The organism is Pseudomonas sp. FW507-12TSA, from assembly GCF_058781435.1.
In genome coordinates this window covers 136,564-148,379 of the sequence record NZ_JBYSWT010000008.1, presented here as the reverse complement: position 1 = coordinate 148,379, position 11,816 = coordinate 136,564, and the positions used below count along the sequence as shown (strand labels likewise).

Sequence of the window (11,816 nt, the reverse complement as noted above, 5' to 3'; positions counted from 1 at the left end):
AAAAGCGGCGGGCCGTTGGATCAACAGCACCGCCGCTCTGACCAGGCCGCGAAGGCTTATTGCACTTCTACTGCCAGGCTGTCACTGATCTTTTTCTGCCAGATGGCAGGACCGGTGATGTGTACCGACTCGCCGTTGCTGTCCACGGCGACGGTGACGGGCATGTCCTTGACCTCGAACTCGTAGATCGCTTCCATGCCCAGTTCGGCGAAGGCCAGCACCTTGGACTTCTTGATCGCCTGGGCCACCAGGTAGGCGGCGCCACCGACGGCCATCAGGTACACGGCCTTGCTGTCCTTGATCGCGTCGATGGCGGTCGGGCCGCGCTCGGACTTGCCGATCATGCCCAGCAGGCCGGTTTGCTCGAGGATCTGGCGGGTGAACTTGTCCATGCGGGTGGCGGTGGTCGGACCGGCTGGGCCCACCACTTCGTCACCGACCGGATCCACCGGGCCGACGTAATAGATGAAGCGACCCTTGAGGTCCACCGGCAGCTGTTCGCCACGGTTGAGCATCTCGACCATGCGCTTGTGCGCGGCATCGCGGCCGGTGAGCATCTTGCCGTTGAGCAGGACGGTTTCGCCCGGCTTCCAGCTTTGCACTTCTTCCGGAGTCAGGGTGTCGAGGTTGACGCGACGGGCCGATGGGCCGGCTTCCCAGACGATTTCCGGGTAGGCGTCCAGGGGCGGCGCTTCCAGGGCGGCCGGGCCCGAGCCGTCGAGCACGAAGTGCGCGTGGCGAGTGGCGGCGCAGTTGGGGATCATGCACACCGGCAGCGAAGCGGCGTGGGTCGGGTAGTCCATGATCTTCACGTCGAGCACGGTGGTCAGGCCGCCCAGGCCCTGGGCGCCGATGCCCAGCTGGTTGACCTTCTCGAACAGCTCCAGGCGCAGTTCTTCGATGCGGTTCTGCGGGCCGCGGGCCTTGAGTTCGTGGATGTCGATGGATTCCATCAACACTTCCTTGGCCATCACCGCGGCCTTCTCGGCGGTACCGCCGATGCCGATGCCGAGCATGCCAGGCGGGCACCAGCCGGCGCCCATGGTCGGCACGGTCTTGAGGACCCAGTCGACGATCGAGTCGGACGGGTTGAGCATGGCCATCTTCGATTTGTTCTCGGAGCCGCCGCCCTTGGCTGCCACGTCCACTTCCACGGTGTTGCCGGGAACGATGGAGTAGTGGATCACCGCCGGGGTGTTGTCCTTGGTGTTCTTGCGGGCACCGGCCGGGTCGGCCAGGATCGAGGCGCGCAGGACGTTTTCCGGCAGGTTGTAGGCGCGACGCACGCCCTCGTTGATCATGTCGTCCAGGCTCATGGTGGCGCCGTCCCAGCGCACGTCCATGCCTACGCGCACGAATACGGTGACGATGCCGGTGTCCTGGCAGATCGGCCGGTGGCCGGTGGCGCACATGCGCGAGTTGATCAGGATCTGTGCCATGGAGTCGCGGGCCGCTGGCGATTCTTCGCGCAGGTAGGCCTCGTGCATCGCCTGGATGAAGTCCACGGGGTGGTAGTAGGAAATGAACTGCAGGGCGTCGGCAACGCTCTGAATCAGGTCGTCTTGCTTGATCACGGTCATGAGTCGCGCTCCTCTAAAAGACGGGAACATTTAATAAGGTGACTGCAGCTTGGGTGGATCGGTCGGTTGCAGGCACCTTCCGGGTCATGTACGAAAACGGCCTGCGCGCTGACCCTGCGGCGTTGAAAACAGGCGAGGCGAGTTGTCGTGCAGAACCTTAGGCACGCCGGACAGACAACTGGCGCGACACTAAAAAGGCGCGGCAGTATACCGCGCCTGGGTGCCGGGCACACCCGCCAGGCAGGCAAACGAAAGTCGCCTGGCGCACGGGCGCTGTTCTTGCCTTGCAGAGATGACGACCGCTCGGAGGACTGCCGGAAATTTGCATAGTCATTTGCCGGGCGCAGCACTAAAGTGGCGAGTGGCCTGCAGAGTAGGAAACTCTTGAGCCTCTTTATCTCACGGTGAGTCAACGATTGACCCATAAAGCCATCCAGAGCTTGTTATTCAAGCGCTTCACCATCGCTGCGGGCACCTACGGACTGATCCTGCTGCTGTTCTGGCTGGCCGTTCTCACGGGGCACTACCGGGCATCCACCGGCAGTGCACTGCTGGGCACGGTCCTGGTCCTGGCCAGCCAGGGATTGTTGTGCTGGGTATTCCTCAGTGGGCGCAACCTGCGCCTGGCCGATCCCAGCCTGACCGAGATCCAGGTGGTCCTGGGCATCGCCTGGCAGACCTGGCTGGTCGCCTTGCTCGACCAGGCCCGGGGCGCCTTCCTGGTGTTCTATGTCCTGCCGCTGCTGTTCGGCTTGTTCCATTTGTCGCGCCGGGCCTACCTGCGTTGCACGGTGCTGATCTTCTTCTGCTTTGCCGGCGTCAATCTCTGGGACGGCTATCACTTTGCCCTCGACGACCCGCAACTGGCGGCGCTGCAGGTCTGCGTACTGCTGGTGATGCTGGTGTGGTTGTGCCTGTACGCCGCCTATGTCCAGGCCTCGCGCTCACGCATGCGCCAGCGCCGATTCGCCTTGCAGGCCCACCAGGACACCTTGCGCGGCATGATGCGCCAGCTCGAGGACCTGGTGGCCACCGACGAGCTGACCGGCTTGTTCAACCGCCGGCACTTCCTGCGTATCGCCGGCCGTGAGCTTCAGGCCATGGACCGGCTGCAGGTCCACGGTTTGGCGCTGATCGACCTGGATCACTTCAAGCGTATCAACGATATCCATGGCCATGCCGCGGGCGACCAGGTGTTGCAGGCGTTTTCCGCGGTGGCCACCGCCTGCCTGCGGGACGGCGATGTGCTGGCGCGTTATGGCGGCGAAGAATTCGTGGTGCTGCTGCCCGAATGCGATGCCGAGCGCCTGACCTCCTGCTGCGAGCGCCTGCGCCTGGCCTTCATGCAAGTGCAACTGGTGGGCCTGGACATCCCCGACCTCAGCCTGTCGGCAGGCATGACCCTGCTGCAGGCCGGCGACGAGCTGGATAACGCCTTGCAGCGCGCCGACCAGGCGCTGTATCGGGCCAAGCGCGATGGGCGCAATCGTTGCTGTGCAGCCTGGGAAACACTCGATGCCTGAATTGACCGTGGGCGGCCAGCGCTGGCAGGTGGCGCCTGGCAGCAACCTGCTGGATGCATTGAACCAGGCAGGGGTGGCCGTTCCCTATAGCTGTCGGGCCGGTAGCTGCCACGCCTGCCTGGTGCACTGCGTCCAGGGCTTGCCCGCCGACAGCCGGCCCGATGCCTTGAGCAACGAGCAGCGGCAACTGGGCTGGCGCCTGGCGTGCCAATGCCAAGTGGTAGAAAACCTGCAGGTAGAGACCTTCGATCCTTTGCGTGATGGCTTGCCCGCCACGGTCATAGGTATCGATTGGCTGTCCACCACCGTCCTGCGCCTGCGCCTGCAACCCGGTCGGCCGCTGCGCTACCGGGCCGGCCAGCACCTGGTGCTGTGGACCGCCAGCCGGATCGCCCGGCCATACTCCCTGGCCAGCCTGCCCGAGGATGATCGCTTCCTGGAGTTCCATCTCGATTGCCGCCATCCGGGGCAATTCAGCGACGCGGCCCGCCAGTTGCAAGTGGGCGATCCGCTACGCCTGGGGGAGTTGCGCGGCGGTGCCCTGCATTACGATCCGGACTGGCAGCAGCGGCCGCTCTGGCTGCTGGGGGCGGGGACCGGCCTGGCACCGTTGTTCGGGGTGCTGCGCGAGGCCTTGCGCCAGGATCACCAAGGCCCCATCCGGGTCATTCACGTGGCCCATGATGCGAGCGAGCACTACCTGGCCAAACCCTTGGCGGCACTGGCGGCCAATCGTCCCGAACTGACCGTGGACCTGCTGGAGGGGGCGCAGCTGGCGTCGTTCCTGGCGCAATTGCGGCTTGTTTCCCGGCAAACCCAGGCCTTACTCTGCGGTCACCCTGACAGTGTCGAAGCCTTCGCCCGGCGCCTCTACCTGGCTGGGTTGCCGCGCAACCAACTGCTGGCCGATGTGTTCCTGCCTCGTGGTTGAGTGCTGATTCCCCCAGAGCGAGATCCCCATGACCGATGCCATCGAGTTGCAACGCGAGGGCGGGCTGCTGACCCTGCGCCTGAACCGCCCCGACAAGAAGAATGCCCTGACCCGTGCCATGTACAGCCGCCTGGCCGAGGTCCTGGTCGAGGCTGATGCCGACCCTGAAATCAACGCGCTGCTGATCTGCGGAAGCAGCGAGTGCTTCACCGCCGGCAATGACATCGCCGACTTTCTCCAGCAACCGCCTACCGACCTGGATAGCCCGGTGTTCCACTTCATGCGCAGCCTGCTGGAGTGCCGCAAGCCGGTGGTGGCGGCGGTGGCCGGCCCGGCGGTGGGCATCGGCACCACCTTGCTGCTGCATTGCGACCTGGTCTATGTCAGTCGTGACGCGCGCTTGCGCATGCCGTTCGTCAACCTCGGATTGTGTCCGGAGTTCGGCTCTAGCCTGATCCTGCCGCGCCTGTTGGGCCAGGCCAGGGCCGCCGAGTTGCTGTTGCTGGGCGAGGGTTTTTCCGGTGAGCAGGCAGCCGCCTGGGGCATTGCCACCGCTGCCTTGGAAAGCGGCGCGGCGGCCCTGGCCAAGGCCCGGGAAGCGGCTTTGCGTTTCAGCCAGCTGGCGCCGGGAGCTGTGCAGGTCAGCAAGCAACTGATGAAGGCCCCGGATCGTGAGCTGCTGCGCCGGGTCATCGAGGAGGAGGGCAGGCTATTTACCCAGCGCCTGCGTTCACCGGAAGCGATCGCCGCCTTGTCCGGGTTCCTCGCCAAGAGCTGAGAGCCCGGCGCTGGCGCTATGCGGAAAAACCCTGCGCACATGAAAAAGCCCCTGCGTTCACGCCGGGGCTTTTGGGTCTCGCGCGGAGCCTGAGTCAGACTACCGGATCGCCAACGTGCAGGATCTTCATGCCGTTGGTGCCACCGGTGGTGTGGTAGCTATCGCCCTTGGTGAGGATCACCCAGTCGCCTTTTTCCACGACGCCACGCTTGAGCAGCTCGTCGATGGCAGCCTGGCTGACCTGCTCCGGCGGCAGCGATGCCGGGTCGAACGGAATGGTGTAGACGCCACGGAACATGGCGGCCCGGGCCTGGGTCTCGCGATGCGGGGAGTAGGCGTAGATCGGCACCGAGGAGCGGATCCGCGACATGATCAACGGGGTGTAGCCACTCTCGGTCAGGGCGATGATCGCCTTCACGCCGGGGAAGTGGTTGGCGGTGTACATGGCGGCCAGGGCGATGCTCTGGTCGCAGCTTTCGAACACCTTGCCCATGCGGTGGCTGGAGGTCTTGCTGGTCGGGTGCTTTTCCGCACCGACGCAGACCCGCGCCATGGCCTGGACCGCTTCGAGCGGGTAGGAACCGGCGGCGCTTTCCGCCGAGAGCATGACCGCGTCGGTGTAGTCGAGCACGGCGTTGGCCACGTCGGATACTTCGGCACGGGTCGGCATCGGGTTCTGGATCATCGACTCCATCATCTGGGTCGCCACGATCACCGCCTTGTTGTGGCGGCGGGCGTGCAGGATGATCTTCTTCTGGATGCCCACCAGCTCGGCATCGCCGATTTCCACGCCCAGGTCGCCACGGGCGACCATTACCGCATCACTGGCCTTGATCAGGCCATCGAGGGTTTCGTCGTCGGCCACGGCTTCGGCGCGCTCGATCTTGGCCACCAGCCAGGCGGTACCACCGGATTCGTCGCGCAGTTGGCGCGCATATTCCATGTCGGCGGCATCACGGGGGAAGGACACGGCCAGGTAGTCGACCTGCATCTCGGCTGCCAGCTTGATGTCGGCCTTGTCTTTCTCGGTCAGGGCCGGGGCGGTCAGGCCACCACCGCGACGGTTGATGCCCTTGTGGTCCGACAGCGGGCCGCCGACGGTCACCACGCAATGCAGTTCGGTGGCGGTGGCGGTTTCCACGCGCATCACCACGCGGCCGTCGTCCAGCAGCAGTTCGTCGCCGACGCCGCAGTCCTTGACCAGGTCCGGATAGTCGATGCCGACGATTTCCTGGGTACCTTCGGTCAGCGAATGGCTGGTGGAGAAGATGAACTTGTCACCGATCTTCAATTCGATGCGCTTGTTGGTGAACTTGGCGATGCGGATCTTCGGGCCTTGCAGGTCGCCGAGGATCGCCACGAAGCGCCCATGCTTGGCGGCCAGGTCGCGGACCAGTTGGGCGCGGGCCTTGTGCTCGGCGGGAGTACCGTGGGAGAAGTTCAGACGGGCGACATCCACGCCAGCGAGAATCAGTTGTTCGAGAACTTCCGGCGAGTTACTGGCCGGGCCAAGGGTGGCGACGATTTTGGTACGACGAACGGACATGCACGGACTCCTGAATTCAAGCGCAACGAGAGGCTACTATGCTCCGCAGCTGTAGTCATTGTTCGTTTGCACTACTTAAATGCTTTGTTTGTTTGCAGCGACAACCTTGAAGATTTTCGCCAATGAGTCGATACACTGCACAAGACAGGAGATACCCCATGCGATTCGTACTCATTGCTGCCCTGGCCGTCAGTGTTGTCGGCTGTACCCGCTGGTCCATGGACCACCATCTGAACAATGCCTACCGCGCCTATGACGCTGGCAGTTGCGAGCGAGTGATGCTCGAGCTGAGCCAGGTCGATCGCGCCAGTCGTGCGCGGCGCTATATCCAGCCTGAAGTGTCGATGCTGCGTGGTCAGTGCCTGGAGCGCCAGAAGCTGTTCGTCGACGCCGTCCAGACCTACCAGTTCATCATCACCCAGTACCCCACCAGCGAATATGCCTACCGCGCCCGGGCGCGCCTGGACACCTTGCAGCAACTGGGACACTACCCGGCCAATGGCGCGGCCCAGGTTCGTCGCACCGCCTTGTGAGATCCTCTCGGGGCATTGCCATCGCCCCGGGTGCTTGAGCTAACATTCGTACATGCGGCCCAGCAGGCGTAGTTCTGCAGGTGCGGTTCGAAGACTGCCCCCGATCTTCTCCGGGGCAGGGGCATGGAGCCCTATGGCGACGTTGCTCGCCTACCTGGCCGGGAGAGCGAGCCAGTATCGGGGCCGTTCCGAAGCACTAGCGCGGTCATGCTTAATGACCTTTGCATAGCGATACCCAGCATGTTCACGGAACGTCGGATCGAACGGCAGCAGCTGCCGTCTTTTTTGAAGGTCTTCAACCGGTTCACCGACAAGCCCGTCGGGTTCCTCGGCAATCTCTCGGCCGATGGGCTGATGCTGATCAGCCAATTGCCGATGTTGGTCGGTGGCGAGTTCGAGTTGCGGGTCAAGGTGCCAGCGGGTGAAGGCCAGTTGCAATTGGTGGATTTCAGCGCCCGTTGCCTGTGGTGCCATGAGGACCTCACGCCCCATCACTACGACAGTGGCTTCAGCCTGCAGCGTTCCTCACCGGAACTGGCCGAGCTGGAGCAGGCCCTGCGGCATTACTTCAGCTTCTATCCATTGCAGGCCTCGGCCTGACTCCCCGGGCAGCCGCTACAGGCTGCCTGCTTTCTTCCAGTTCAGATAACGGCTTACCAGCTCGGCGCCCAATTCTCCCGGGCGGACGTCGAGCAGGCTGATGCCGTGGGCGCCCAGGCGCTCGTGGAGCTCGGCGCGGCTGTTGAGGTAGTGGACCGTAGCGCTATAGGTCAACGCCTCGGAGAGGGTCTGCACCGGCGTCTGGCGCACCTGGTCGAGAACTTCTTCGCGCAGGCTGGCCACCAGCACCCGATGCTGGCGCCCGATGCGCTTGACCGCCGTGAGCAATTCCTGGTCGTCCTCGTCCCGCAGGTTGGTGACCAGCACCACCAGCGCGCGGCGCTTCTGCCGGGCCAGCAGTTCGCTGGCGGCGGCCTGGTAGTCGGCGGGGCGCTGGCTGCTCTGCAGGTCGTAGACGCCGTTGAGCAACACGCTGAGCTGGGCCGGCCCCTTGACCGGTGCCAGGTAGCGTGACGGATTGGCGGCGAAGCTGCACAAGCCCACTGCATCACCCTGGCGCAGGGCCACGTAGCTCAGCAGCAGGCAGGCGTTGAGGGCGTGGTCGAAGTGCGCCAGTTCATCGTCCTGGCTACGCATGCGGCGTCCGCCATCGAGCATGAAGATGATCTGCTGGTCGCGTTCATCCTGGTATTCCCGGGCGATCGGCGTGCGTTGGCGAGCGGTGGCCTTCCAATCGATCTGGCGCAGGCTGTCGCCCTCGCGAAATTCCCGAAGCTGGTTGAATTCCAGGCCCAGGCCCCGGCGTTGCCGCTGGCGTACCCCGAGTTGGCTGAGCCAGTTGTCCACCGCCAGCAACTGGCCGCCGTAGAGGCGGGCGAAGTCCGGGTAGACCCGGGTGCTGTCCTGGACCGCCACCAGGTGCCGGACCTGCCACAGGCCCAGTGGGCTGGGCAGGTTGATAGCGCACCGCTCGAAATCGAAGCGGCCCCGCAATAACGGGCGCACGTTGTAGCTCACGCGGCTGGCGTGGCCGGGCTCGAGGCTGGCCGACTGCGGCAGGTGTTCGAAGGCCAGGCCCTGGGGCGGATGATCGAACAGCTGCACATCCAGTGCCTGTCCATGGGTGTGGCGGATCTCCAGTTGCACTTCGCTCCAGCGTCCCAGGGGCAGGCTGCCGGGCAGATGCCGGCGTACCTGCGGTGCAGGCAGGCGCCAGGCGCGCCAGGCGTCGAGCAGGGCCAGCAACGACAACGCCAGCACCAGGCCCCAGGCGACCGAGTCCAGGCGTGGGGCGATCTCCACGCCCAGGGCCCGGGTCGCTCCGAGAATGGTGCCCAGGCCGGCCAGGACGCCGAGCCAGATCAGCAGCAAACGGGTCGGTTTCATCGCCGTTGGCCGCTCACAGGCGCGGTGCCGGAATTTGCTCGAGCATCTGTTGAAGCACCTGTTCCACCGACAGGCCCTCGATGTCCAGTTCCGGGGCGACACGCACCCGATGGCGCAGTACGGCCATGGCGCAGCCCTTGATGTCGTCGGGAATCACGAAGTCGCCACCGCGCAGCAACGCGCGGGCCCGACCGCCGCGTACCAGGGCGATGGAAGCCCGCGGGCCGGCGCCGAGGGTCAGGCCCGGCCAGCTGCGAGTGGCCCGGGCCAGGCGCACGGCGTAGTCGAGCACCTGGTCGTCCAGCGGCAGCTCGCTGGCGATGCGTTGCAGGTCCTGCACATCCTCGGCCTGCAACACGGTGCGCAGGGGCTGCACATCGAGCATGTCGGCGCGGGTCGAGCGCGCCACCTGGCGGACCATCTCCAGCTCCTGGACGGCGTCCGGATAATCCATGCGCAGCTTGAGCATGAAGCGATCCAGCTCGGCTTCGGGCAACGGATAAGTGCCTTCCTGCTCGATGGGGTTCTGGGTGGCCAGGACCATGAACGGCTGGGCAATGGGCAGCGCCCGGCCTTCGAGGGTCACCTGGCGTTCCTGCATGGCCTCCAGGAGGGCGGCCTGGGTCTTGGCCGGCGCGCGGTTGATCTCGTCGGCCAGCAGCAGGTTGGTGAACAGCGGCCCCTTGCGCAGCTTGAATTGCTCGCTGGCAAGGTCATACACCGCATGGCCGGTGACGTCGCTGGGCATCAGGTCGGGAGTGAACTGGATACGTGCGAAATCGCCGTCGAAACAGCGGGCCAGGGCACGTACCAGCAGGGTCTTGCCCAGGCCTGGAACACCCTCGAGCAGCACGTGGCCCCCGGCGATCAGCGCCGTCAGCACATCGTCGATCACCGCTTGCTGGCCGATCACCGCCTTCTGCAGTTCCTGGCGCACGGCCTGGGCCAGCTGGCTGGCCCGTTGCCGCTGCTGGGGCGCTGTGGCCGGGGACGGCTCGGCGCAGGCAAGTGGTTCTGCGGATTGTTCACTCATGGATTATGCAACCTTACTGACGGTTAGTTTTTAGCGCCCATAACACAGGCGCATAACCAGAATTTCTCGCGCTTGTGTCCTGCAGGCCGGCTGGGAGACTGACAAGCCATGCGCATTCTATCCATGCAGTCAGTTTGATTGCATCAAAGCCTGCCATCCTGGCCTTGATCGTTGGGGCTGCTCGAATCACCGCTCTTGATCGAGACGACATTCAGACATTGGCAGGCGGCGCTACGACTCTCTTGCTGTCGGCAGGAGAGGGCGCCGCCGTTGGCTGAATTCTGGGAGTAAGGCCCAGGTTGTAACGCTGCGGCTGCAACGGATGGACGCCACCATCCACGTTGGCTGGGCTAATCCAGCTGGCTAGCAGGGTTTGTCGTCGGGTCATGCCACAAGCTTGATATTAGAGGGGCTAATTCGAGAATGTCTTTTATTTCTTTGCTTTCAAAGGCATTGGTTGTGTTGAAACGGTAGGACGCAGAAAAGAAGTGGTTGTCGTCTCCTGTTGCACCCCCAGGGGTTTTTCTATATCGCTCGCTGGTCTTTCCGAAGTGGATGTTTCTGGCTAGCAATTCTTCAAGATGGACTGCGCGGCATCTTATCTCTGTTTCGCTTGATAGCGAGCTGTTCAAGATGGTGTATCGATTTATTAGCATGTTTCTTAGGTTGATGGTTTTTCTGATCGAGCTGTACAAGTCGATATTCAGTGCTTGCTGAATGACGTCGATGATATTGAAGGCCCTGCTGCCGTTGGTGTGTTCTTTTTCGTAGGAATAAAGGTCATTGTCGATGCCGACTGCAAGGAAGATGCAGTTTTTCATTTTTACGAATTCATTTCTCGCTTCGATCATTTCATTGATGGGAATGCTGTTGAGTGCAAGAAAGAGTGAGTAGCAGATTTGTGCGCCAAAACTTGAAGCTCTAATTGCGCAATATGTATTGAGGGATATGCTGGATTTTGCCTGGTTGCTGCATATTTCCCAGATGAAACCTGACATTTGATTGCTTACGGCGTTCATCAGGTGCATGTGGTTTTTGCGGGGTAGTTGCTTCATGAACCTTTGCCGTATGTCGATAAAGGATTTTATTGCGGGATGCTGGTCATCCAGGCTTGGGTTCTGCTCGTGATCGAACTCGCAGATGAATTTAATGGTGCTGAGCAACTCGATGGTGCTATCGGTCGTGTTGGCGGAAGCGCTATTTTCAATTATGTCGTCTATGACCAATATCCAGGATGCCAGGTCGAATACGACGTTGATGAACTTGTTGTCGATGTAGGGGTGTATGAGGCGTATGTACTGCGAGGCCGTGTGTACGACGGCTTCGGCAAAGCTGCCGTCTTCGATGAGCTGCATTTTCTTCAGCCAAAGGGTGCTCCCAAGCAGCTCGGTGTTTTGAGAGTGGTGAGGCTTGAAGTCGAAAGGAAGATAGAGCCGGGTATCGTCATCAGTCATGCTGTTCATTGAGAACCGCCACCTTTTAATCATGATTATTGGTGATCCAATTAAGAACGAAGTGCTGGCGTTTCTATTGTTGGGTTTCGGATCAAGCTTGATCTCATTGCCAGTGGCCTCTGCCTGGTGTTTATCGGCGCGGTTGCCCAGTGGGTCATCAATGGTCAAGTTGTCCCCTGGGGTGTCTATGGCTATCTAGATGGCTTGGGGTTTTATTGGCCCTGAAATCCCCGTGCTTCGTAGCGGGGCGATAACTTTTCACCAGGTATTGGAGCAGTATGGCTGTCCTTGAACAGAGGATTTTATAAGGTGGCTCGGGAGAGTTTGGAAAGCTGTAGAACTGGCGACTTCATATGGTGCTTTCACGTGACTATTTGTAGAGATACCCAATGATGGCCGGCAGTATTCTTCTGCACCATGTGCAACATGGCTGATAACCGGGATTGGAGTTGCAAGTTTTTTGTCGCTGGAGGCGCTAACGAATCTTGCTC

The 11,816-nt window shown here is 62.3% G+C and carries 10 protein-coding genes; 5 read left to right on the top strand and 5 right to left on the bottom strand.

Going from position 1 to position 11,816, the window contains the following annotated elements; all coding sequences use genetic code 11:
* Positions 1 to 56: 56 nt before the first annotated feature.
* Positions 57 to 1,580, bottom strand: coding sequence for a fumarate hydratase (locus tag AC3WK8_RS10350; RefSeq protein WP_053131611.1), 1,524 nt, complete (start codon positions 1,578 to 1,580; stop codon positions 57 to 59).
* Positions 1,581 to 1,996: 416 nt separating this feature from the next.
* On the opposite strand from AC3WK8_RS10350, the gene AC3WK8_RS10345 reads away from it, so the two are divergent.
* The 3 genes from AC3WK8_RS10345 to AC3WK8_RS10335 are packed head-to-tail and all read left to right on the top strand — an operon-like array spanning position 1,997 to position 4,812.
* Positions 1,997 to 3,103 carry a GGDEF domain-containing protein gene (locus AC3WK8_RS10345; protein WP_085595193.1) on the top strand — a complete coding sequence of 369 codons (1,107 nt, stop codon included), beginning with the start codon at positions 1,997 to 1,999 and terminating at the stop codon, positions 3,101 to 3,103.
* The gene (locus AC3WK8_RS10340; protein WP_103324692.1) at positions 3,096 to 4,034 is read left to right on the top strand and encodes an iron-sulfur-binding ferredoxin reductase; all 939 of its coding nucleotides are present in this window, start codon (positions 3,096 to 3,098) and stop codon (positions 4,032 to 4,034) included. Before AC3WK8_RS10345 ends, AC3WK8_RS10340 begins: the two co-directional genes overlap by 8 nt.
* A gap of 28 nt (positions 4,035 to 4,062) precedes the next feature.
* Positions 4,063 to 4,812, top strand: coding sequence for an enoyl-CoA hydratase-related protein (locus AC3WK8_RS10335; protein ID WP_085595197.1), 750 nt, complete (start codon positions 4,063 to 4,065; stop codon positions 4,810 to 4,812).
* A gap of 94 nt (positions 4,813 to 4,906) precedes the next feature.
* Here AC3WK8_RS10335 and pyk read toward each other — a convergent pair whose 3' ends face one another.
* Positions 4,907 to 6,358, bottom strand: a complete 1,452-nt coding sequence (pyk, locus tag AC3WK8_RS10330; RefSeq protein WP_022640546.1) for a pyruvate kinase — start codon at positions 6,356 to 6,358, stop codon at positions 4,907 to 4,909.
* Between the two features lie 158 nt (positions 6,359 to 6,516).
* On the opposite strand from pyk, the gene AC3WK8_RS10325 reads away from it, so the two are divergent.
* Together AC3WK8_RS10325 and AC3WK8_RS10320 are read left to right on the top strand one after the other, a co-directional pair.
* A complete protein-coding gene (locus tag AC3WK8_RS10325) occupies positions 6,517 to 6,891 on the top strand; it encodes a hypothetical protein (protein WP_022640545.1) in 375 nt (124 codons plus the stop codon).
* Positions 6,892 to 7,131: 240 nt separating this feature from the next.
* Positions 7,132 to 7,491, top strand: coding sequence for a PilZ domain-containing protein (locus tag AC3WK8_RS10320; RefSeq protein ID WP_022640544.1), 360 nt, complete (start codon positions 7,132 to 7,134; stop codon positions 7,489 to 7,491).
* A 15-nt stretch (positions 7,492 to 7,506) separates the two neighbouring features.
* Here AC3WK8_RS10320 and AC3WK8_RS10315 read toward each other — a convergent pair whose 3' ends face one another.
* From AC3WK8_RS10315 to AC3WK8_RS10305, 3 genes are all read right to left on the bottom strand, one after another.
* Positions 7,507 to 8,838, bottom strand: a complete 1,332-nt coding sequence (locus tag AC3WK8_RS10315) for a DUF58 domain-containing protein (protein ID WP_085595199.1) — start codon at positions 8,836 to 8,838, stop codon at positions 7,507 to 7,509.
* Between the two features lie 13 nt (positions 8,839 to 8,851).
* Positions 8,852 to 9,871, bottom strand: a complete 1,020-nt coding sequence (locus AC3WK8_RS10310; RefSeq protein WP_053131599.1) for an AAA family ATPase — start codon at positions 9,869 to 9,871, stop codon at positions 8,852 to 8,854.
* Positions 9,872 to 10,221: 350 nt separating this feature from the next.
* Positions 10,222 to 11,493, bottom strand: a complete 1,272-nt coding sequence (locus AC3WK8_RS10305) for a terpene synthase family protein (protein ID WP_146043253.1) — start codon at positions 11,491 to 11,493, stop codon at positions 10,222 to 10,224.
* Between the last annotated feature and the right edge of the window lie 323 nt (positions 11,494 to 11,816).

What these genes read in the sequence shown, in the direction of transcription:
- AC3WK8_RS10340 (WP_103324692.1), top strand. Translation starts at nt 3,096, where the DNA reads ATGCCTGAATTGACCGTGGGCGGCCAGCGCTGGCAGGTGGCGCCTGGC.
- pyk (WP_022640546.1), bottom strand. Translation starts at nt 6,358, where the DNA reads ATGTCCGTTCGTCGTACCAAAATCGTCGCCACCCTTGGCCCGGCCAGT.
- AC3WK8_RS10335 (WP_085595197.1), top strand. Translation starts at nt 4,063, where the DNA reads ATGACCGATGCCATCGAGTTGCAACGCGAGGGCGGGCTGCTGACCCTG.
- AC3WK8_RS10310 (WP_053131599.1), bottom strand. Translation starts at nt 9,871, where the DNA reads ATGAGTGAACAATCCGCAGAACCACTTGCCTGCGCCGAGCCGTCCCCG.
- AC3WK8_RS10320 (WP_022640544.1), top strand. Translation starts at nt 7,132, where the DNA reads ATGTTCACGGAACGTCGGATCGAACGGCAGCAGCTGCCGTCTTTTTTG.
- AC3WK8_RS10315 (WP_085595199.1), bottom strand. Translation starts at nt 8,838, where the DNA reads ATGAAACCGACCCGTTTGCTGCTGATCTGGCTCGGCGTCCTGGCCGGC.
- AC3WK8_RS10325 (WP_022640545.1), top strand. Translation starts at nt 6,517, where the DNA reads ATGCGATTCGTACTCATTGCTGCCCTGGCCGTCAGTGTTGTCGGCTGT.
- AC3WK8_RS10350 (WP_053131611.1), bottom strand. Translation starts at nt 1,580, where the DNA reads ATGACCGTGATCAAGCAAGACGACCTGATTCAGAGCGTTGCCGACGCC.